This is a genomic window from Rhizobium rosettiformans W3 (assembly GCF_004912135.1).
GTDB classification, from domain to species: Bacteria; Pseudomonadota; Alphaproteobacteria; order Rhizobiales; family Rhizobiaceae; genus Allorhizobium; species Allorhizobium rosettiformans.
In genome coordinates this window covers 1-20298 of record NZ_STGU01000024.1, presented here as the reverse complement: position 1 = coordinate 20298, position 20298 = coordinate 1, and the positions used below count along the sequence as shown (strand labels likewise).

Here is a 20298-nt window from a genome sequence, read left to right as displayed (position 1 = left end):
CCAAGACGACACTTCGACTTAGGGAACCTGTGCCCCGCGCGTCGCGGTGTAGATCGCATAAAGCGAGGTCGAGGCCGTGATGAACAGCCGGTTCTTGCGCGGCCCGCCGAAGGTCAGATTGGCGACCGCCTGGGGCACGAGGATCTTGCCGAGCAGCGTGCCGTCGGGATGGAAGCAGTGAACGCCGTCGGCAGCGCTCGACCAGAGGTTCCCCTCTACATCCGTCCGCATCCCATCGGGAATACCCTTGTCGATATGGGCAAAGACCCGCCCATTCGTCAGGTGTTTGCCATCGGTGACATCGAAGACGCGAATATGCCGTGGCGCGTCCGGTTTGTGGCTGGCGCCGGAATCGGCGACGTAGAGCAGGCGCTCGTCCGGCGAGAAGCAGAGCCCGTTCGGCTGCAGGAAATCGTCGACGACGACAGTGAGTTCGTCGGTCGAAGGATCAAGGCGGTAAACATTGCGACTAGGCTGTTCCTCGTCCGCCTTGTAGCCCTCGTAATCCGAGAGAATGCCGTAGGACGGATCGGTGAACCAGACACTACCGTCGGATTTCACCACCACGTCGTTGGGAGAGTTGAGCTTCTTGCCTTGGTGACGATCGGCAAGCGTCGTGATCGTCCCGTCGATCTCGGTGCGGATGACGCGGCGCCCGCCATGCTCGCAGGAGACGAGCCGCCCCTCGCCGTCGCGGGTATTGCCGTTGATGAAATTGGACGGCGCGCGATAGACGGAGGTGCCGGCGCCCTCGATCCAGCGTAGAACGCGTTCGTTCGGAATATCGCTGAACAAGAGATAGCCGCCATCATTGAACCAAACGGGACCCTCGGCCCATCGGCAGCCGGTATAGAGCTCATCGAGCGCGGCACTGGAAACGAGCAGGTCGCGGAAGCGGGGGTCGCGGATCTCGTAATGCGGGTTTTCCATGGGACGATCCTGGCAATGCTTCAGGTTTTGCCGGCGCTGCGCGTGGTCGGCAGCATGATGACGGCGATGATGATGAGACCGGTGAGAATGAGGCGGATGCCTGCTCCAAAGCCGTAGGTGTTCAGCATGGAAACGACAAGGAACATGAAGAGGGAAGCGCCCCATATCCCCGGAACATTCGAGTTGCCACCGGCAACCGCCGTGCCACCGATGACGACAACGGCAATCGACATCAGGAGATATTCTGTGCCCATGTTGAGCGCCGCACCACCGGAGAAGCTGGCAAGCAGATAGCCGCAGAGCGAGGCGAGTACGGCGCAAAGCAGGTAGGTGACAAGCCGCGTGCCGTCGATCGGGATGCCGGCCATGCGCGCAGCGCGAATGCTCTGGCCGATCGCGGCGATCGAGCGGCCATAGACCGTGCGGTTGATGACGTACCACACGATGACGGAGAGCGCGAAGGCAACGATAGCGACATTCGGGACGCCTGCTGTCGAGGAGGTGGTGAAGTCGGCCAGCCAGCTCGGAGGCTTGATGCGCAAACCGCGGTTCGTCCAGATCGCCGTCGACTGAACGATGAAACTCATCGACAGCGTTGCGATGATCGGCGGGATGCGCAGGAGCTTGATCAGTGCGTAGTTTCCAAGCCCGATGAGAAGCCCGATGCCTATGGCAACGAGCAGCCCCATAACGATCATGCTGTTCTCGACGTTCATCACCTTCAGCGACACGGTCGCTGCCAGCGTCATGTTGGCGGGAACGGACAGGTCGATATTGCCAGGACCAAGTGTGATCACCAGCATCTGCCCGAGGCCGACAAGGACCGAAAAGGCGCCAAAGGTCAGTGCTGCCTGCGCAAGCCCGACAGTGCTCGCCCCGCCGGTGAACAAGATGGTGATCAGGAACACGCTGGCGGCCGCGATGAAGGACCAGATCCAGGTGCGGGAAAAGAGCGTGGCAAGTGTGGTCATGCTTTCCCCCTCCGGCCTTCGGCGCGATTGAGGACGAGACGCAAAGTCAGCACCAGGATCAGGATCGCGCCCTGGGCGCCGATCTGCCAGTCCGGCGAGATCCTGAGGAAGGACAGGAAGGACCCTGCCAGTGTCAGTGTCAGCGCGCCAATGACGGCGCCAATAGGCGAAACGCGGCCGCCAACGAATTCACCGCCGCCAAGAATGACGCCGGCGATCGAAAGCAGCGTGTAGCGCAGCGCGATATTGGCATCCGCTGATGTGGTCAGCCCCACCAGCGCCATGCCGGCAAGCACCGCGAAGAGACCGGCGAGGCCGTAGACAGCCGCCCGAGCCCCGATGATCGACCAGCCGGCGCGCGCGACGGAGCGCGTGTTGCCGCCGACGCCGCGCAAGACGACGCCGAAGGAGGAGCGCATGATCAGGTAATGGCTGACGACGGCAATCAGGACGCTGGCGACGATCGCCATCGGGACGAGCGGCGGCTTCACCGTCATGATCGCGCGGATCCAGCCGGGCGCCTCGCCGCCGGGGGCAGGCAGGATCAGAACGGCAAGGCCGCCCCAGACGAAGCTCATGCCGAGCGTGACCACGATCGAGGGCAGTTCCCTCAGATGGATCATGACGCCGAGAAGGGCGTAGACACCGATCGCCGCCATCAGGATGAGCACGCCCAGCAGGGGAGAAGACTGCAGGAACGTGGCTGTAACGCAAGCCACGAAGCTGACGAAGGTGCCCATCGACAGATCGAGGTCGTTGACCGTCATGATCAGCATCTGCGCAATCGTCGCCAGTGCGATCGGGACGGCCAGATTGAACAGCAGATTGAGCCCCGTATAGCTCATCGCCCGTGGCTGCAGATAGAAGACGGCGGCGAGCAGCCCGACCAGCGACAGGGCCGGGATCAGCAGGCGCAGGCCGTCAGAAGAGAAGTACTTCGTCATGCGGCCTCCTGGAAGGATGCCGCCAGAATGTTCTCTTCGGTCACTGCGTCACCTTTGAGTTCGGCAACGATGATGCCGTTGTTGAAAACGTAGACGCGGTCGCAAAGGCAGACCTCATCCATCTCGGTCGAGTACCAGACAAAGGTACGGCCCTGATCGGCCTCCTGGCGCAGGATCGTATAGACCTCCTGCTTTGTACCGAAGTCGACGCCGCGCATCGGATCGTCCATCAGCATCACCGGCGCCCGGCCGGCCAGCGCGCGTGCAAAAAGCACCTTCTGCTGGTTTCCGCCCGAGAGCGACAGGATGGGATTGTCCATGTCGGGCGTGCGGATGCCGATCCGGTCTTTCCAGGTTTGGCCAAGCGTCTCCTCGCGCGCGAAGTCGAGGCTCTGCAGCCGCGACAGATCCGGCAGGATGCTGATGCTGAGGTTCCTCAAAATGCTCCAGAGCGTGAAGGTGCCGTTGACAGCGCGATCGCCGGCGACGAAGGCAACGGCCGGATCGGCGGCTCGCAGCCAGTTGCCGGTCTTCGCCTCGAAGAGCCCGACCAGCATATCCGTCTGGCCATGGCCCCCGAGCCCGGCAAAACCCACGATTTCGCCCTTCCTGGCCTCGAACGCCAGACCGCGTCCGCGTACCGGTGCCGCAGAAAGAACCGTTTCGGTCGGGGCTCGATCGGACGACTGGCGCGCCTGGCGTGCCTTGACGACGCTGCCCATGGCCTCGATCAGACCGTGCTCCGAGAACTCCTCGGCCGGCCTCTGGCTGACCACCTTTCCGTCCTTCATGACGACGATGCGACTGGAGACCGAGAGGATTTCACCCAGGATATGCGAGATGAACAGGATCGAGCCGCCGCCGCGCACGAAGCGCTCGACATAGGCGAGCAACTGTTCGGCGAGCCGCGCGTCGAGCGAAGACGTCGGCTCGTCCAGAATGACAAGGCGCACCGGGCTTCCGATCTCGCAAAAGGTGATTGCGATCTCCACCATCTGCCGCTCGGCGATGGTGAGATTGCCGACGGCCTCATGGCTGTCGATGGTGTGTCCGGGAAAAATCTCGTCGAGCTTGCTCTCGATTAGAGAGGCACCGCGCTTTCGCCAGCCCCAGCCTTTCAGGCTGCGATGCATGACGCGCGTATTCTCCACGATCGTCAGGTTGGGGCAGAGCGACAGCTCCTGGAAGACACAGCGAATGCCGGCATCGCGTGCCGCATTGATGCTGTGCCCGCCGCTGCCGTGACCATATCGGATCTCACCTTCATGCGGTGTCAGTCCGCCATTGATGACATTGACGATGGTCGATTTGCCGGCGCCGTTGTGGCCCACCAGGCCGACGCATTCACCAGCGCCGATCTCGAGCGTGACCCCATCCAGCGCCTTCACGGCACCGAAACTCACACGCGCATCGGTTACACTGACGACGGGCCGTCCACCGCCCGGTTCGAGCATGGCATTCATGCAGAAATACTCTTCGCTTTGGAAGCCAAAGGACAGATCCCACACCGCCCGGCCCGAAGGCCGGACGGTCCGGGGAGGTTTCGGTCGATTACATCGCCGAAGAGATCACCTTCTGTGCGTCTTCGAGCGAATACTCGACATTGGCGACGCCGCCGGCCTGGGTATTGGCCAGGTTGGCTTCGAGGTTGTCCTGGTCGATGCGAAGGAAGGGAACGACGAGGTCCTTCTTGACTTCCTTGCCGTCGAGGATCTGCTGCGCGACCCAGAAGGCGAGCGTGGAAACGCCAGGCGCGATCGAGACGGACATGGTCTCGTAGCCATTGGCGTCCTTCTGCTCCTTCCACCACTTCAACTCGTCTTCGCGATTGCCCATGACGATGACGGGCATCGGACGGTTGGCGGCAGCGATCGCCTGGGCTGCACCATAGCCATCACCACCCTGCGTCACGACGCCGACCAGTTCCGGCAGGCTCGGCAGGATGCCGGCCACGGCCTTCTGCGCCACGTCCTGCGCCCAGTCGCCATGCACGGAGCCGACGATCTTGAACTGCGGGAACTGCTCGACACCGGCATGGATGCCGGCCGAGATCTCGTCATCGACGAAGACGCCGGCAAGGCCGCGGATCTCGAGCAGATTGCCGCCCTCAGGCAGGCGCTTGGAAAGGTATTCCACCTGGCTGCGGCCCATTTCCTTGAAGTCGACGGCGATGCGCCATGCGCAGGGTTCGGTGACGATGCCGTCAAAGGAGACGACGGTGATGCCGGCATCACAGGCTTCCTTGACGGCGCCGTTGAGTGCCGTCGGAGAGGCTGCGTTGATGACGATGGCGTCATAGCCCTGCAGGATCATGTTCTGGATTTGCGCGGCCTGTTCGGTGGCCTGGTTTTCAGCCGTGGTGAAGGCATCGGCTGCTGCCACCTGTCCGGCCTTCACGGCTTCGCCGGTCACTTTCTCCCAGCTGGTCAGCATGGCCTGGCGCCAGGAATTGCCGGCATAATTGTTCGAAAGGGCGATCTTCTTGCCCGAGGTATCGGCCATTGCGGGCATGGATGTGGCGAGAAGGCACAGTGCCGCGCTCGCCAGAAGGTATCTGCTGGTCTTCATGATCTCACTCCCTGTTGTCCGGCACTCGTAGCGCCGGTTTCCTCCAAACAGCCGGACGTGGCCCGGTCTGAATTCCCCGCCGAGTTCCTCTTCTCGGCAGGATCAGGATGGAGCGAACGGCGAGGCCTGTACAGGTTGGGGACGGCAGGACGTTTGCGGGAAATACGCAAAGTCCTGCGGGATCCCGCAGGACGACCACCCTATAGAGATGTGTTATGAAGGAGATGCGGCCGTGGGAGTGGTCGCGGGGAGGACATCATGCTCAAGATCGCGCCGTCAGCGCTGCTCGATCACTATCTCGGCATATCCAGGCTCCTGGCCGGTCAGCTCGATTTCCGCTCGGCCATCAAGGCCGTGGGCGTCGAGGTATCGCATATCGTGCCGCATGACCACCTCGATGTCTGCATTACCATGGTCAACGGCCTTTACCACACGGCTTACGAGACCGGCCTCGATACCTTCTGGGGTCAGACCACGCCCGCGCCCGTGGCGAGCAGCCCGATCCGCACCCTGCTCTGGGGCGAGATCGACTTCCTTCTGACGGATGATGCCCAGCAGGAGACGCGCTACCACGTCGACACGCCCTTCACCCGCCCAATCTTCGAACACAATCTGCGCAGCCGTCTCCATGTGCCGCTTAAGGTGCGCGGTGAAGTCATTGGCGCGCTCAGCTGCTCGTCCCACGCGGTCGGGTTCTATACCGAGCAGGACGTGGCCAATGCCCAGTCGATCGCCGATCTGCTCGCGCCCTATTTCTTTGCCTTGAGAGCCGCCGAACAGGCCAAGCAATCGGCGATCGTCGAAGCCGAGGCGCGCGCCCGCGAAGAGGGGCTGCGGGCCGGTGCATTGAGCCTGACCGAAGCGCTGGAACGCGAGCGGCAGCGCATTGGCATGGATCTGCATGACCAGACGCTCGCCGACCTCACCCGGCTTTCGCGGCGTATCGACCGCCTGATGCAGGAAGGCGAGGTGAAGGGCGAGACGCTGGAGCCGGTGGCCCGCAGTCTGCAGCATTGCATGCAGGACCTTCGCGAGATCATCGAGGAGGCGAAGCCCTCCGTCCTGCAGCTCTTCGGTTTTGCCCATGCGGTTGAGAACCACCTCGACCGAGCCGTGCGCGATCACGGCTCCCAGCTTGCCTGGAGCCTCAGCGACGACACGGACGGTCTGATCGACACCATCGACCAGTCTGTCCGTATCGCCCTGTTCCGGATTGCGCAGGAAGCCATCAACAACGCCGTGCGCCATGCGCAGGCAAATGTCCTGGAGTTGAAGTTGAAGAGTACGGCACATGCCCTGACGATCGAGGTGGCCGATGACGGGCAGGGGCTTTCCCGCTCGGATCGCAGCGCCGGCGGCGGGATCGACAACATGGTGACGCGGGCGCGGCTGATTTCCGCCAAGCTGACGCTGGGCACGGCGCGCGAGGGCAAAGGGACTGTGATGCGGGTGCAGATGCCGCTCACCCTCGCCAAGGCTGGATTGCTGGAGGAATCCAAGTGAAGGTTCTCATCGTCGAAGACGATCCGCTGCATCGGTCCTATTTGCTGGAGGCCGTCTGTGCCGCCCTTCCCGAATGCGACAAGGTCATCGAAGCCGGCAATGGGGCGGAGGGCGAGCGCCTGGCGCGCGATCATAAGTCCGCCCATGTCGTCATGGACCTGCAGATGAATGCCCGCAACGGCATCGAGGCAGCGCGCACCATCTGGAAGGAACGCCCTGATACCCGCATCCTCTTCTGGTCGAACTATTCGGACGAGGCTTATGTGCGCGGCGTCTCCCGCATCGTTCCGGATGGCGCGGCCTACGGCTACGTGCTGAAATCGGCCTCCGACGAGCGCCTGAAGCTCGCGCTGCGCAGCATCTTCGTCGAGGCGCAATGCGTCATCGACCGCGAGGTGCGCGGGATGCAGCAGAAGAGCCTGGGCCAGGTGCGTGGCTTCAGCGACAGCGAATACGAGATCCTCGTTGACATCGCGCTCGGCCTCACCGACCGGACCATCGCCCGCCGCAGAGGGCTCTCCATCCGCAGCGTCCAGAACCGCCTTCAGCAACTCTACGAAAAGCTCGGCGTCTACCAGATGTCGGTCGAAGACAGCGACGAGGGCCGCTTCAATCTGCGGGCAAGGGCGGTAACGGTTGCGCTTCTGCGCAAGCTCTTGAACTACAGCGCGCTCGAACGCGCTGAAGCAGAGCTGGCCGAGTGGCTCCGGTCGCACTGATGCGCCGTTTTGGCCTCAGGGCTGCACCGCGAGGAACATGATCCGGATCACCGCGATGACGGCCAGCAGGCAGCATCCCCAGCTGAAAGCCCAGTTGAGGAGCAGCAGTGCATAGCGCAACACGGTCGTGTGCACATAGTCTTCGATGATGACCCGCATGCCGAGCGCCATATGGGTCGCATTGATCAGCAGAAAGGCGACGAGCGCCGGCCCGATCCACAGGGAACCGATGGCATTCAGCACAACCGGATAAGGCTGGCCGAAGACCGGCATCAGCACGACCATCAGATAAGGCGTGAGGAAGAAGAGCGCGAGACCGGTGAGCCGCTCCTTGATGAAAGTGGCGGTGCCGGATTTGGCACTCCCGAGCCCGCGTACGAGACCAAGTGGTGTCGTCATGATGTGTGTCCCCTGCCGGATGATGCGAGAATACAAGGCAGCCCCGATGCGCGCCGAACCACCCGTCCGCAGGACGGTTCCATGGCGATTGAAAAAATCGCGTTGACGATCCTCCGCGAAGTTGGGAGACGGAAACCATGGACGATCCGTCGAACACAGCCGAAGATCAGCCCACGCCCCGCATGTTGGCCTGGGCGAAGAACTCGGCCGCCTATCGCCTTGCCAAGCGCATGATGACGGAGCGCGAACTCGCTGACGCAATCAGGCGCAAGGCGCGCAGCAAGTTCGAGGATATCAGTGAGGCACAGCTAAACGCGCTCGCCGAGGCGGCCCTGGCCTTCGGACGCAGCATGAAGGCGCTCGACGATCAGAATTACGCCGAAATCCGCGCCAACTCGGCGGCCCGCAGCGGCCGCTCCAAACGGGCGATCGCGCGCAAACTGTCGGAAAAGGGTGTCGAGCGAAGCATCGTGGAGTCGGTGCTTCAGGACGCCGATGATCTGCGTTCGGCCGTTGTCTATGCCCGCAAGAAGGCCTTCGGCCCCTTCCGCCGTCCGGACGTGGAGCCGGACGATGCCCGTTGGACAAAGGAGATCGCCTCCTTCGCCAGGCAGGGCTTCGGGTTTGATCTGGCAAAGCGGGTCCTCGACCTGGATCGGGACGAGGCAGAGGAGATCCTGTTTCGCCCAGCGTGATCCAAGGGGCCAGCGCTCAGTCTTTGGCCCGCTGGAGCATGCCGAACAGATCGCGCGGATCATCCGGATCGGCGATCAGGTCCACCGGCTGAAAGAAGCTTGTCCCGCGAACACGATCGCGCACATAGCGCAGTGCAGAAAAGTCCTCAATGGCAAAGCCGACGCTGTCGAAGAGAGTGATCTGCTTCTCGCTGGTGCGGCCGTGAGTCTGTCCCGTCACGACCTGCCAGAGCTCCGTCACCGGGTAATCCAGATCCATCTGCTGGATCTCGCCCTCGATCCGGGTCTGCGGCGGATATTCGACGAAGGTGTCGGCACGCGAGAGGATGTCGCGATGCAGTTCCGTCTTGCCGGGGCAGTCGCCACCAATGGCGTTGATGTGCACGCCCGCGCCGACCATGTTGTCGGTGAGGATGGTCGCATATTGCTTGTCGGCGGTGCAGGTCGTGATGATCTGGGCGCCCTCGATCGCCGCTTGCGAGGTCTCGCAGGCCGTCACATGCAGGCCAGACCCTTCGAGATTGCGCCGCGTCTTTTCCGTTGCCCTGGGATCGATGTCGAAGAGGCGCAGATGGGTGATGCCGAGAACGGCCTTCATCGCAAGCGCCTGAAATTCCGCCTGGGCACCATTGCCGATCATGGCCATCGTCGTGGCCCCCTTCGGCGCGAGATGCCGCGCCGCCATGGCAGAGGTCGCGGCCGTGCGTAGCGCGGTCAAGAGCGTCATCTCGGTCACGAGTACCGGATAGCCGGTCGAAACATCTGCAAGCAGGCCAAAAGCCGTCACCGTCTGCAGACCCTCGGCCATGTTCTTCGGATGGCCGTTCACATATTTGAACGAGTAGATCTCGCCGTCCGAGGTCGGCATCAGCTCGATCACGCCTTCGCGCGAATGGGAAGCGACGCGTGGCGTCTTATCGAAAAGCTCCCAGCGCTTGAAATCCTCTTCGATGACATCGGTCAACTCGTTGAGAACGCGCTCAATCCCGATGTGATGCACGAGCCGCATCATGTTCTCGACGCTGACGAAGGGAACGAGGGCTTTTTCCGAAGGCGCTGGCGCTGTCATGTTCCACCGTTTGAGGACGAAGTTGGAGCCAGTCTAGCGATGGTCCAGGTTCGTCGAAACGGCGATAATCTGCCGATATGCGCAGTCGGATGAGCAGTTTGCTACATGCCGCTGTCCAATCTGCTGGCAAGCCTCCAAAAAAGACAGGGGCCGAAGCCCCTGCCAAGTTTGCCTTCGGGAGGAAGGCCGATCACTTGAACTGTGCGGGCAGCCAGAGCGACAGTTCCGGAATGAAGGTCACCATCAGGAGGACCGCAACGCAGGCGCCGAAGAATGGCCAGATGGTCTGCATCGCTTCACGGATGGAAATCTTGCCAACGGCACAGCCGACGAAGAGCACGGTGCCCACCGGCGGGGTGATCAGGCCGATGCCGGCATTGAGGATCATGATCACGCCGAAATGCACGGGGTCGATGCCGAAGGCCTGAACGATCGGCAGGAATACTGGTGTCGTGATGATCACGAGCGGCGCCATGTCCATGAAGGTGCCGAGCACGAGCAGGGCAACCGTGATCAGGAGCAGCACCACCATCGGATTGTCGGAGACCGATTTCACCAGCTGTATCAGCGTGACCTGAACCTGCAGGAAGGACATGAGCCAGGCAAAGGCGGCAGCCATGCCGATGACCAGCAGCACCAGAGACGTGGTTTTCACGGCACCCAGGATAGCTTCGATGAAGCCGCTCCAGTCGAGTTCGCGATAGACAAGGACAGCAACGAGAAAGGCATAGATGACGGCGATGCACGAGCTTTCGGTCGCGGTAAAGACGCCGGAGCGGACACCGCCGAAGATGATGGCGATCAGCAGGAGCCCCGGCAGTGCCGCGAAGAAGAACACCAGCAGCTTTCCGAAACCGGGGAAGGGTTCGGACGGATAGCCGCGTTTGCGGGCAACGACATAAGCCGTGACCATGAGCGCGATCGTCAGGAGAATGCCGGGGATGATGCCCGCGGTGAAGAGGTCGGCGACCGAGACTGTTCCGCCGGCCGAGATCGAATAGAGGATCATGTTGTGGGACGGCGGGATCATCAGCGCGATCAGGGCCGAACTGATCGTCACGTTGACGGCATAGCCGCGGTCATAGCCGCGCGCGGCCATCTGCGGCACCATTAGACCACCGATTGCGGAAGCGTCCGCCACGGCGGAGCCGGAAATGCCGCCGAACAGGGTGGAAGACACGATATTGACCTGCCCCAGACCGCCGCGCATGTGTCCGACAAAGCCGGAGGCAAACCGAACAAGACGGAAGGCGATCCCGCCGCGGACCATCAGGTCGCCGGCGAAGATGAAGAACGGGATCGCCATCATCGCGAACACGTTCATTCCGGAATTCAGCTGCTGGAAGATGACGATCGGCGGAATGCCGAGATAAAGCACGGTGGCGAGCGACGCGATGCCGAGGCAGAACGCGATCGGCATGCCGAGAACCATGAGAGCGCCGAAGGTGCCGAAGAGGATCGTATAGGCCATCAGAGCACCTCGGCCTGAGCAGTTTCGTCAGCGGTCGCGACAGGCGCGCCGATCAAGGTGTCGATGAAGCGCTCAAGCGCGAAGATCGAAATCAATGCGCCGCCGACGATCAGCGGGATGAAATCGATGCCGCCTGGCCAGCCGAGTACGGGAATCCGCGCCGTCCATGTGCCGATCGCCAATTGCGTTCCGTAAAACGACATGGCGCCGCCGAAGACACAGATCAGACCGAGCGTGATCAGATCCATCAGCCGCTGGATGCCGGGCCGCATGTTGTAGCGGACGATATCGAGGCCAAGGTGAACGCTTTCGCGCACACCGACGGCGGCGCCAAGCAGGATGAACCAGGACATCAATTGTAGCGAGAGGGGTTCCGACCAGCTCGGTGTGTCGTTGAGCACATAACGACCAAAGACCTGCCAGCCGATGATCAGGGTCATCAGGACCACGCCGAGGCCGGCCGTGTAGAGGCAGATGAGGCTCAGCCAGCTGAGCCCGGGCCGGATGGCCCGCATGAAACGCGACATGGATCCCTCCGAAATCCAGGATAAGAAAAAACCGGCCGCATCGGGGATGCGGCCGGTCCATGTGGTCACTTGACGGCGCGGACGCGCTCGACGAGTTCCTTCATCTTCGGATCGGTGACGAACTTGTCGTAGACCGGCTGCATGGCGGCCACGAATTCTTCCTTGTTCGGCGTGATGATGTTTGCGCCCGACGCGCGGATCTTCTCTTCCGCAGCCTTTTCGCGCGCCTGCCAGAGTTCGCGCATCTTGCCGACCGACTCCTTGGCCGCCTCGCGGAGGATCTTCTGGTCTTCCGGCGTCAGCTTGTCCCAGGTGATCTTCGAGATCGCCAGGATCTCAGGCGTCAGCGAGTGCTCGGTCAGCGTATAGTTCTTGGCCACTTCAAAGTGACGCGAGGACTCATACGAAGGCCAGTTGTTCTCCGCCGCGTCCACCACGCCGGTCTCGAGCGAGGAGTAGACTTCGCCGAAGGGCATCGGGGTCGGGTTGGCACCGAAGGCCTCCATCATCGCGATCCAGAGATCGGACTGCTGGACGCGCACCTTCATACCCTTGAGGTCGGCAAGGCTGTTGATCGGCGTCTTGGTCGAATAGAAGGAGCGAGCGCCGGAATCGTAGAAGGCAAGACCGATCAGGCCATGCGGCTCGAAGGCGGCGAGCACTTCGTCGCCGATCTCGCCATCGACCACCTTGTGCATGTGTTCGGTGTCGCGGAACAGGAAGGGCAGGCCGAAGACAACGGTTTCGGGCACGAGGTTGTTGAACGGTGCGCTGTTGACGCGGTTCATGTCGATGACGCCGAAGCGGGTCTGCTCGATCGTATCCTTTTCCGAGCCGAGCGCGGCGTTGTTCATCACCTGAATGGCGATGCGGCCATTCGTGCGTTCCTTGACCAGCTCGCCCATGAACTTGACGGCATCGACGGTGGGATAGCCATCCGGATGGATATCGGCAGAGCGTAGCGTGATTTCCTGGGCGAAGGCAGCACCCGCGCCAAAGGTGAGCCCCATCGCGAGGCTGAGCATTGCGGCAGTCTTCATTGGTCTTCCTCCTCTTTGATTGAGCCGCCGGAACCTCCCGTTTCGGCGGATTGCAGTCCGGCTACCTGCCTGCAGCAGGCGCGATAGCGAAAAGTTCTTCCGGATTGTCCACGAGCGCGAGACGGCGAGCCTTCTCGTCGGGCAACCAGCCAAGCACGGTATCGGCGAGCGCGGCATCGTCGGGATAACCGGCCTGGGCGCGCGCCATGTTGTGGGGCCAGTTGGTGCCCCATACGATCCGCTCCGGCGCATGCGCAGCAATTGCGCGAGCAACCGCCGCGACATCGGCGAATTCAGGTCCGCCGGATTTCGACGATTCATAGACGCCCGCGAACTTGAACCAGCAGCGCCCACCATCGATCAGCCGTTTGGTCGCCTGCACCTGCGGACTGTCCGGTGTCACGCCGCAAAAGAACTTGCCGTGATGATCGAGCACCCACCGTGATTTGAGTTTCGAGAGCCGTTCCTCGTACTCGAGAATGTCGCTGCCATCGAACTGGATCGCGATCATCCAGTCCCGGCTGGCGGCGATGGCATCCACTTCTTCGAGCTTGGTCAGGTTGGCCGCCCCGCCCGGCAGGTTCATGATGCGTGCACCACGGACCCGGGCCGCAGACAGACGGTCGAGCTCGGCTTCGCTGGTGGTGGCATCGATCATCGCCACGCCCCAGGCGATATCCCCGAACCGTTCGAGGCAGGCGACGAGATTGTTGTTGTCCAGCTGGTGCGCCATGCCCTGGGTGACGATGACGCGCTCGATTCCGATCCAGTCCATGAACTGGCGATACTGCTCCGGCGTCGGCAGGTCGCCGGCCGGAAGCCCGGGGCCGCCAGGCAGGGCGGGGAAGCCGGGCATGTAGGCATGCATCTGCGTATCGATCGCGCCCTTGGGCAGGGTGATCGACGGCTTGGCGCCGGAGAGGGGGCGGATCAGGCTCATGCCTCGTCCTTCATCTTGAATTCCTGGAGGGCATCGCGGTTGATCTCGATGCCAAGCCCGGGAGCATTGGGGATTGCGACCACCCCGTTCTCATGTTCGATCGGGCTCTGAATGACGGCCTGGCGGAAAGGATTGTCCGTGCGGTCGAATTCCAGGATCGGCTCGATCGGGTTGACGCGCACCGGATCCGGCACCATGGCCGCGATGAACTGCAGGGCAGCCGCGATATGGACGGCCGTACCCCAGACATGCGGTACGACACGGACCCCATGCAGCGCCGCGAGATCCGCCACGCGCTTTGCCTCGGTAAACCCGCCGACACCGGCAAGGTCGGGCTGCACGATGTCGATGGCGCGGCTCTCGATTGGCTCCTTCATGCCCCAGCGGCTATGCCAGGTCTCGCCACCCGCGACCGGGATCGGCTGCTTGCTCCGCACTTCGCGATAGGCGGCGAGTTGCTCTGGCACGACAGGCTCCTCGAACCAGTCGAGGCCATAGTCCGCGGCCCGCCGTCCGAACTCGACGGCTTCCAGCACGCCATAGCCGTGATTGGCATCCGCCATTAGGCGCATATCCGAGCCCGCAGCGTCGCGCGCGGCCCGGATTACGCGCAGATCTTCCTCGATGCCGAAGCCGACCTTGATCTTGGAGGCGTGGAAACCTTGCGAGCGATAGAGCGCGATATCTTTCGCATTGTCTTCGACACGATCCACGCCGTCGCGCTTGAAGCTGCCCGTCGCATAGGCCTTCACGCTGTCGCGGAACCGCCCGCCGAGCAGTGTCGAGACCGACGCGCCGAAATGTTTGCCCTTGATATCCCAGAGCGCGATGTCGATGCCCGATAGCGCCGTGAGTGTCAGACCGCGTTGTCCCTGATCACGCAGCGCATTGTAGAGCACCGCCCAGATCTTCTCGGTCTCCAGCGGGTCCATGCCGATCAGCCAGTTGCGATAGGCCGCAACCACTGCCGCATTCGGTCGGGCCGGGCCAAGGCATTCGCCCCAACCGGTCAGCCCGTTGTCGCAGATGATCTCCACGAGCACATGCGCCCGCCGATCGAAGCGCATGGAAGCGCTCTGGAACGGCACCGAGAGCCGGTGCTCGAGAAGATGGGTGCGAACCTCTGCGATCTTCATGACGCGCGCCCTCTGCTCAGCGCTTCCACGGCGCGATAAGCTTGGCCATCATCTCTTCCTCTTCTGCCGTGAGATCGTCGAGGGGAGGACGCACCTTCCCGGCGGCAAAGCCCTGAAGGCGCACGCCGGCCTTCACGGCCGAGACAGCATAACCCTTGCGTCGGCTGCGGATGGCCATGAACGGGTAGAAGAAGTCCTTGAGGATCGTCTCGCAGCGCTCGCGCTCACCGGCGCGCAGGGCCTCGTAGAAGTCGACGGCCAGCCCCGGCACGAAGTTGAAGACGGCAGACGAATAGGTCGTGAAGCCGGCACCAAGATAGGCTTCGGCAAAGAGTTCCGCTGTCGGCATGCCGCCCAGATAGGTGAGCCGGTCGCCCATGGTCGCGGTAATCTGGCGAACCAGGCCAATATCCCCGGTGCCGTCCTTGAAGCCAATCAGGTTGGGGCATTCGTCGCACAGGCGCTGCAGCGTCTCGACCCCAAGAACCGAATTGTCGCGATTATAGACCATGACGCCGATGCCGACCGACTGGCAGATGCGCTTGACGTGCTGGTACATGCCCTCCTGCGGGGCATCGATCAGATAATGGGGCAGGAGAAGGATGCCGTCCGCGCCGACTTTCTCCACGGACCGCGCGATCTCGACTGCGATGTCAGTGCCATAGCCACAGCCGGAGACGATCGCGGTCTTGCCGGCGGCTTCCTTGGCTGCAGCGACGATGCGAGGAACTTCCGATGGCGTCAGCGAAAAGAACTCGCCCGTCCCGCCGGCTGCAAACAGCACGGGCGCATCAAAACCGGACAGCCACTCCACATGTTCGGCATAGCTGTCGGACTTGAAATTCCCTGCATCGTCGAAATGCGTGACAGGGAAGGAGAGCAGGCCGGCGCCGAGCGCGGCCTTGATGTCTTGCGGCGTCATGTTCGAATGTCCTCTCTTGGCCTCCTCCGGCCAAGTTGTCATACGTATTATCGACGCCTATGTCAAATGTTATCGTACAGGTTGGCGCTGTTCTCGCAAAAGCGCCCGGTAGCGGCTCTGGCTGCCGCGCAGATGGCGTCGCATGGCGTCGCGTGCGGCCTCCTCGTCGCCAAGCGAAATCGCCTCGACGATGTCGGCATGTTCGGCATCGATCAGGCGCAGATAGGCGGACTGATCCTCCTCGCTGTCTTCATCGCGCAAGGCGGCACGCGGGATGACATTCTTGCCGATCATGGCGAGGAATTCGCGGAAGCGCGGATTGTTTGTGGCCTCGGCGATGGCAAGGTGCAGGGCGAAATCGGCTTCGGTCGTCGATTGCCCTGCCTCGAGACAGGCGCGAACCGCATAATGCCGTTCCAGGATCACCTCTTCCTGTGCCGGAGAGCGGCGAAGGGCTGCAAGGCCTGCCGCTTCGACCTCAACGGCAGTCCTGAGTTCCAGGAGTTCGATCATAGACGAGACGCGGGCCGGATCGATATTGCCGATCAACAGCGGAGCAGGTGGCGGGTCCTGGGGCGTCAGCACGAAGACCCCGGCGCCCTGCCGGGCTTCGACCAGCCGGTCTGCCCGGAGAGAGGCGATGGCTTCACGGACCACGGTGCGCGAGACGCCATGGGCTTCCGAGAGTTGCGCCTCGCTCGGCAGCTTGCTCCCGGGCGGAAACTGGCCGGCGGCGATCGCCTTTCGCAGCGTATCTCCGAGCCTTTGCACCAGGGTTCCCGCACCCGTTTCGGTTCTCGCCTGTAGCGCCATGCCTGTTCCCCGCCCGATCTTCTGGACCGCGATATTCCATCGTGAAGCCGGATTTGACCAGCCTGTCCTCGCAAAGGTCTACGATATTGACCGGGTTCGATCAACCTGTATGATAAGTTGGCAAATCATATCTGAGGAGGAGAACGGCGTGAAGAGACTGTTGCTGACGGGAGCTGCCGGCGGACTGGGCAGCGCGATGCGTGGGCGCTTGAAGGGGCTCGCGGAGATCGTCAGGGTCTCGGACATCGTGGATCTCGGTCCGGTCGCAGATCATGAGGAGGCTGTGGTCTGCGATCTGGGCGACCATTCCGCTGTCGACAGGCTCGTTGCGGGCTGCGACGGCATCATCCATCTCGGCGGCATCTCCGTCGAGGACAAGTTCTCCAAGATCATGAATGCCAATCTGCTCGGCCTCTACAATCTCTATGAAGCCGCGCGCGCCAATGGCATGCCGCGGATCCTCTTTGCGAGCTCCAACCACACGATCGGCTTTTATCGTCAGGACGAATATCTGGATCATGAGGCGCCGCTGCGACCCGATGGTCTCTATGGCGTGTCGAAATGTTTCGGTGAGGCGCTCGCCCGCATGTATTTCGAGAAGTTCGGCCAGGAGACGGCGCTGGTGCGCATCGGCAGCTGCATGGAAAAGCCGAAGAGCCACCGCATGCTCTCCACCTGGATGAGCTATGACGACTTTCTCTCGATGATCGAATGCGTCTTCCGCGCCCCGCGCCTCGGCTGCCCGGTCATCTGGGGCTGCTCGAACAACGACACCCGCTGGTGGGACAATTCCCATGTCTCCTATCTGGGCTGGCATCCGAGGGACAATGCCGAACGCTTCCGCGGCGAGATCGACGAGGCAATGCCCAAACCAAGACCTGATGACCCGATCGCCATTTACCAGGGTGGCCCCTTCGTCAACGATCCCATCTTCCCCGAAGACTGATCGCAGAACCGATCCTCCCGGCCATAAGCAACATAAAATGTGTTTTGGCCGGGAGTTGTGCTGTCGTCTCTGTTTGCCACCTGAGGGCTTCCCGAGAGCCCTCGCGGAAGGCTGCGGATGTCGCCGCAGAAATTTGGTAAAATTTGAGTAAATTGCAGAAATAAAAGGGTTTTTCGGCCCGAAATTAACTTCTTTTTCAATAATGGTCGCTTGAAGCATAACCGGTTATATCTTCAAGGTTAAGAAACCGTTGCACCCGCCCCCGCATCGCGATTTAACTGCGATCAACTTGTTAAGGGGTGAGTTACCATGTCCATCGAAGATCCGCGCCTGTCCAGCATCGACAATACTTCCGCAGCTGACGATTTCGACTCTGCGGTCGAGCAGCATCTGGGTTTCGCCAGCGAGACCGTAGAAGGCATTGAAGTCGCTCAGGCGGAAACGCCCGACACCGGTCGCACCGACCGCCTGCCGACCCAGACGCCGGTCCAGACGGCCGCAGCCGTCATCCCGACCGAAGTCACGCCGAACGCCGAGAACGTGGTCACGCTCCCGGCCGGCATCGAGCTCGACAACCTCGAATTCGAAGTCGACGGCGCAAATCTGGTCCTGATCCTCGCCGACGGTACCGAGATCGTCGTGATCGGTGGCGCCGCCAACATCCCGACTTTCGTGATCGGCGACGTTGAGCTTCCGCAGGTCGCTCTCTTCGCAGCGCTGGAAGGCTCGAACATCAACGTCGCAGCCGGCCCGGACGGCACCTTCACCGCTCAAGGCACGCCGGACGCGAGCCGCAACCTCGTCGACAATCCGATCGACGCAGCGCCTGAAGACTTCGCGCTCGCGGATCTCCTCGAAGACACGAGCTTCGGCGACGAGCTCAGGACGGGCATCGTGCTGGGTGCAGATGCATCTGACACCGAGCCCACCTTCCTCGGCGCGACTGCCGGCTTTGTTGACGAGGATTATCTCGAAAACGGCAACTTCAATGATGAGGCAAGCGGCAATTTCAGCTTCAGAGGGTCCCTCGGCATCAACTGGGGTCCCGACAACGCCAACGGCCTCGGCAACACGGGCCTCACGCTCGCCAATGATCGTGGCGTGGCATTCACGCCCGCAACGCTGAGCGCCCTCGCTGCTCAGGGTTATACGTCGGACGGCGTTGCACTCGTTTATGAACTGTCGGCAAACGGGACAGTGCTCACTGCCTATAAAGACAATGGCGAAGGCAAGGGCGAGGAAGTCTTCACAGTCTCAGTCTCCGATATCGCCACAAACGGCTCTTACACGTTCACGCTGATCGGTAATCTCGATCATCCGGACGGTCAGTCTGAGAACAACATTGTCATCCAGTTCCCCTTCACCGCTCAGGACAGCGACGGCAGCCGCGCTTCGTCGAGCTTCTCGGTGACGGTCAATGACGACAGCCCGGTTATCGATGGTGAAGCTGATGCGAGCGGGCCCGTATCGGAAGATTACCTGAAGAACGGGAACCCCGAGGTTGAGAATCCCGAAGAGCTTTCGAACTCTGTTCACCGCGACCTCGGGATCCGTTGGGGCGCGGACAATGATCTCAAGTCTGAAGCCATCGTAGATGGCGAGCCAACAGGCGACGATCCAATCGGTCGTACCTTGGCTTTTGCCGGCCTCGATACCTCATCGACGTCTGGCGATATCATTGCCGCTATCTCGGATCTGGCGGGTCTGACGTCTGATAACGAGACGCTGCAGTATTATATCGACTACGCGAGAGATAGCGAAGGCAACTGGAACGGCGGGTACGTTCTCGTTGCTTACAAGGAGACCGTTGAGGGCGAGCAAGCCGCAAAGTCATTTATGGCCGAGGGCAGTGAGTATCCGGCAGGGACCGTTTTCACCATCACGCTTGATCCGACCTCGGAGACCGGTAGCTACACGTTCACGCTGATCGGCAATCTTGATCACGCCGCTCCACCCGAGGGCGCTGGTGACAATGGTGGTGATGTTCCGTCCCCCATGCTGTTGTCGGAACTGCCAGGTGCCGACGAAGTGTTGAGCCTGAACATTCCCTTCACGGCAACGGACGCGGACGGCGATAGCGCTCGTGGCAGCTTTACGGTCGATGTGATCGACGACGTTCCCGTTCAGAGCGGTTGCGAACTTGTCTTCACCGTAGACGAAGACGACATCAACACTGACCTGTCGACCGGTACCAGCCCGAACGATACTGCCCGCTGGGACAACTCCTATACGGGTGACCCCAACGTCGGAAACGATCGCGGTCCGGCCTTTATCAGCGGTTCGCTGACGAGCCTTGTGAAGCCTGGTGCCGATGGCCCGGTCTCCTTCTCTTTCGTGACGGGTGAGGCAGCCGAAGCTGCACTGGAAACTCTGACCGAACTCGGCCTGTCCTCGCAGAGTGACGCGTTGAGCTACCGAATTGTCGGCAATGCGCTGGAAGCGTATGTCGCCGGCGGCGAAGGTGGCGCAGAACGCGTTGTCTTCTCGTTGACCGTGCAGCCTGGCGGTAAATTTGAATTCAAGCTTTTCGACCAGCTCGATCACGACGCGCCGGGTGATGATGGGCTTGCGTATCGCCATAATACCCCTCAGTCCGATGAGAATTTCGACCTCCAGGATGAACTCGACCGTGTCGAGGTCACCGATATCAATTTCGGCGCACTGATCAAGGCAACCGATGGTGACGGAGATAGCGTCACTCTCGA

19 protein-coding genes are annotated in these 20298 nt (G+C 61.8%); 5 read left to right on the top strand and 14 right to left on the bottom strand.

Going from position 1 to position 20298, the window contains the following annotated elements; all coding sequences use genetic code 11:
* Nucleotides 1-18: 18 nt before the first annotated feature.
* From FAA86_RS22665 to FAA86_RS22645, 5 genes are all read right to left on the bottom strand, one after another.
* Nucleotides 19-930 carry an SMP-30/gluconolactonase/LRE family protein gene (locus FAA86_RS22665; protein ID WP_136543405.1) on the bottom strand — a complete coding sequence of 304 codons (912 nt, stop codon included), beginning with the start codon at nucleotides 928-930 and terminating at the stop codon, nucleotides 19-21.
* 20 nt (nucleotides 931-950) lie between these two features.
* A complete protein-coding gene (locus FAA86_RS22660) occupies nucleotides 951-1901 on the bottom strand; it encodes an ABC transporter permease (protein WP_136543403.1) in 951 nt (316 codons plus the stop codon).
* Nucleotides 1898-2845, bottom strand: a complete 948-nt coding sequence (locus FAA86_RS22655; RefSeq protein ID WP_136543401.1) for an ABC transporter permease — start codon at nucleotides 2843-2845, stop codon at nucleotides 1898-1900. The genes FAA86_RS22660 and FAA86_RS22655 overlap by 4 nt, the downstream gene beginning before the upstream one ends.
* The gene (locus FAA86_RS22650; RefSeq protein ID WP_136543399.1) at nucleotides 2842-4308 is read right to left on the bottom strand and encodes a sugar ABC transporter ATP-binding protein; all 1467 of its coding nucleotides are present in this window, start codon (nucleotides 4306-4308) and stop codon (nucleotides 2842-2844) included. Before FAA86_RS22650 ends, FAA86_RS22655 begins: the two co-directional genes overlap by 4 nt.
* An 88-nt stretch (nucleotides 4309-4396) precedes the next feature.
* On the bottom strand, nucleotides 4397-5413 hold the full coding sequence (locus FAA86_RS22645) for an ABC transporter substrate-binding protein (RefSeq protein ID WP_136543397.1): 1017 nt from the start codon (nucleotides 5411-5413) through the stop codon (nucleotides 4397-4399).
* Between the two features lie 258 nt (nucleotides 5414-5671).
* Between FAA86_RS22645 and FAA86_RS22640 the strand changes: the two genes are divergently transcribed.
* Together FAA86_RS22640 and FAA86_RS22635 are read left to right on the top strand one after the other, a co-directional pair.
* Nucleotides 5672-6916, top strand: a complete 1245-nt coding sequence (locus FAA86_RS22640) for a GAF domain-containing sensor histidine kinase (protein ID WP_136543395.1) — start codon at nucleotides 5672-5674, stop codon at nucleotides 6914-6916.
* Nucleotides 6913-7635, top strand: coding sequence for a response regulator transcription factor (locus FAA86_RS22635; protein ID WP_054149007.1), 723 nt, complete (start codon nucleotides 6913-6915; stop codon nucleotides 7633-7635). Before FAA86_RS22640 ends, FAA86_RS22635 begins: the two co-directional genes overlap by 4 nt.
* 15 nt (nucleotides 7636-7650) lie before the next feature.
* Here FAA86_RS22635 and sdhD read toward each other — a convergent pair whose 3' ends face one another.
* On the bottom strand, nucleotides 7651-8034 hold the full coding sequence (gene sdhD, locus FAA86_RS22630; protein WP_136543393.1) for a succinate dehydrogenase, hydrophobic membrane anchor protein: 384 nt from the start codon (nucleotides 8032-8034) through the stop codon (nucleotides 7651-7653).
* Nucleotides 8035-8171: 137 nt separating this feature from the next.
* Between sdhD and FAA86_RS22625 the strand changes: the two genes are divergently transcribed.
* A complete protein-coding gene (locus tag FAA86_RS22625; protein ID WP_136543391.1) occupies nucleotides 8172-8729 on the top strand; it encodes a regulatory protein RecX in 558 nt (185 codons plus the stop codon).
* A gap of 16 nt (nucleotides 8730-8745) precedes the next feature.
* On the opposite strand, the gene FAA86_RS22620 is transcribed toward FAA86_RS22625, so the two are convergent.
* The 8 genes from FAA86_RS22620 to FAA86_RS22585 all read right to left on the bottom strand — a co-directional run bounded on the left by FAA86_RS22620 (nucleotide 8746) and on the right by FAA86_RS22585 (nucleotide 16647).
* Complete coding sequence (locus FAA86_RS22620) at nucleotides 8746-9798, bottom strand: ornithine cyclodeaminase (RefSeq protein ID WP_136543389.1); 1053 nt, start codon at nucleotides 9796-9798, stop codon at nucleotides 8746-8748.
* A 190-nt stretch (nucleotides 9799-9988) separates the two neighbouring features.
* Nucleotides 9989-11269 carry a TRAP transporter large permease gene (locus FAA86_RS22615; protein WP_136543387.1) on the bottom strand — a complete coding sequence of 427 codons (1281 nt, stop codon included), beginning with the start codon at nucleotides 11267-11269 and terminating at the stop codon, nucleotides 9989-9991.
* Nucleotides 11269-11796, bottom strand: coding sequence for a TRAP transporter small permease (locus FAA86_RS22610; RefSeq protein WP_136543385.1), 528 nt, complete (start codon nucleotides 11794-11796; stop codon nucleotides 11269-11271). The genes FAA86_RS22615 and FAA86_RS22610 overlap by 1 nt, the downstream gene beginning before the upstream one ends.
* A gap of 65 nt (nucleotides 11797-11861) precedes the next feature.
* A complete protein-coding gene (locus FAA86_RS22605; RefSeq protein ID WP_136543384.1) occupies nucleotides 11862-12836 on the bottom strand; it encodes a TRAP transporter substrate-binding protein in 975 nt (324 codons plus the stop codon).
* 61 nt (nucleotides 12837-12897) lie between these two features.
* Complete coding sequence (locus tag FAA86_RS22600) at nucleotides 12898-13776, bottom strand: amidohydrolase family protein (protein WP_136543382.1); 879 nt, start codon at nucleotides 13774-13776, stop codon at nucleotides 12898-12900.
* Nucleotides 13773-14912, bottom strand: a complete 1140-nt coding sequence (locus FAA86_RS22595; protein WP_136543380.1) for a mandelate racemase/muconate lactonizing enzyme family protein — start codon at nucleotides 14910-14912, stop codon at nucleotides 13773-13775. Before FAA86_RS22595 ends, FAA86_RS22600 begins: the two co-directional genes overlap by 4 nt.
* A 16-nt stretch (nucleotides 14913-14928) precedes the next feature.
* Entirely contained in the window at nucleotides 14929-15834 is a 906-nt protein-coding gene (kdgD, locus tag FAA86_RS22590) for a 5-dehydro-4-deoxyglucarate dehydratase (protein ID WP_136543378.1), read from the bottom strand.
* 69 nt (nucleotides 15835-15903) lie between these two features.
* On the bottom strand, nucleotides 15904-16647 hold the full coding sequence (locus FAA86_RS22585; protein WP_113459963.1) for a FadR/GntR family transcriptional regulator: 744 nt from the start codon (nucleotides 16645-16647) through the stop codon (nucleotides 15904-15906).
* Nucleotides 16648-16795: 148 nt separating this feature from the next.
* On the opposite strand from FAA86_RS22585, the gene FAA86_RS22580 reads away from it, so the two are divergent.
* Both FAA86_RS22580 and FAA86_RS22575 read left to right on the top strand, forming a co-directional pair.
* The gene (locus FAA86_RS22580) at nucleotides 16796-17593 is read left to right on the top strand and encodes an NAD-dependent epimerase/dehydratase family protein (protein ID WP_136543376.1); all 798 of its coding nucleotides are present in this window, start codon (nucleotides 16796-16798) and stop codon (nucleotides 17591-17593) included.
* Between the two features lie 309 nt (nucleotides 17594-17902).
* Nucleotides 17903-20298: T1SS-143 repeat domain-containing protein (locus FAA86_RS22575; protein ID WP_484335650.1), on the top strand; the 2396-nt coding region annotated here is incomplete at its 3' end.

Bases quoted from the DNA above. Each gene is read 5' to 3' on its own strand.
- FAA86_RS22665 (WP_136543405.1), bottom strand. From the start codon at position 930: ATGGAAAACCCGCATTACGAGATCCGCGACCCCCGCTTCCGCGACCTG.
- FAA86_RS22660 (WP_136543403.1), bottom strand. From the start codon at position 1,901: ATGACCACACTTGCCACGCTCTTTTCCCGCACCTGGATCTGGTCCTTC.
- FAA86_RS22655 (WP_136543401.1), bottom strand. From the start codon at position 2,845: ATGACGAAGTACTTCTCTTCTGACGGCCTGCGCCTGCTGATCCCGGCC.
- FAA86_RS22650 (WP_136543399.1), bottom strand. From the start codon at position 4,308: ATGAATGCCATGCTCGAACCGGGCGGTGGACGGCCCGTCGTCAGTGTA.
- FAA86_RS22645 (WP_136543397.1), bottom strand. From the start codon at position 5,413: ATGAAGACCAGCAGATACCTTCTGGCGAGCGCGGCACTGTGCCTTCTC.
- FAA86_RS22640 (WP_136543395.1), top strand. From the start codon at position 5,672: ATGCTCAAGATCGCGCCGTCAGCGCTGCTCGATCACTATCTCGGCATA.
- sdhD (WP_136543393.1), bottom strand. From the start codon at position 8,034: ATGACGACACCACTTGGTCTCGTACGCGGGCTCGGGAGTGCCAAATCC.
- FAA86_RS22625 (WP_136543391.1), top strand. From the start codon at position 8,172: ATGGACGATCCGTCGAACACAGCCGAAGATCAGCCCACGCCCCGCATG.
- FAA86_RS22620 (WP_136543389.1), bottom strand. From the start codon at position 9,798: ATGACAGCGCCAGCGCCTTCGGAAAAAGCCCTCGTTCCCTTCGTCAGC.
- FAA86_RS22615 (WP_136543387.1), bottom strand. From the start codon at position 11,269: ATGGCCTATACGATCCTCTTCGGCACCTTCGGCGCTCTCATGGTTCTC.
- FAA86_RS22610 (WP_136543385.1), bottom strand. From the start codon at position 11,796: ATGTCGCGTTTCATGCGGGCCATCCGGCCCGGGCTCAGCTGGCTGAGC.
- FAA86_RS22605 (WP_136543384.1), bottom strand. From the start codon at position 12,836: ATGAAGACTGCCGCAATGCTCAGCCTCGCGATGGGGCTCACCTTTGGC.
- FAA86_RS22600 (WP_136543382.1), bottom strand. From the start codon at position 13,776: ATGAGCCTGATCCGCCCCCTCTCCGGCGCCAAGCCGTCGATCACCCTG.
- FAA86_RS22595 (WP_136543380.1), bottom strand. From the start codon at position 14,912: ATGAAGATCGCAGAGGTTCGCACCCATCTTCTCGAGCACCGGCTCTCG.
- kdgD (WP_136543378.1), bottom strand. From the start codon at position 15,834: ATGACGCCGCAAGACATCAAGGCCGCGCTCGGCGCCGGCCTGCTCTCC.
- FAA86_RS22585 (WP_113459963.1), bottom strand. From the start codon at position 16,647: ATGGCGCTACAGGCGAGAACCGAAACGGGTGCGGGAACCCTGGTGCAA.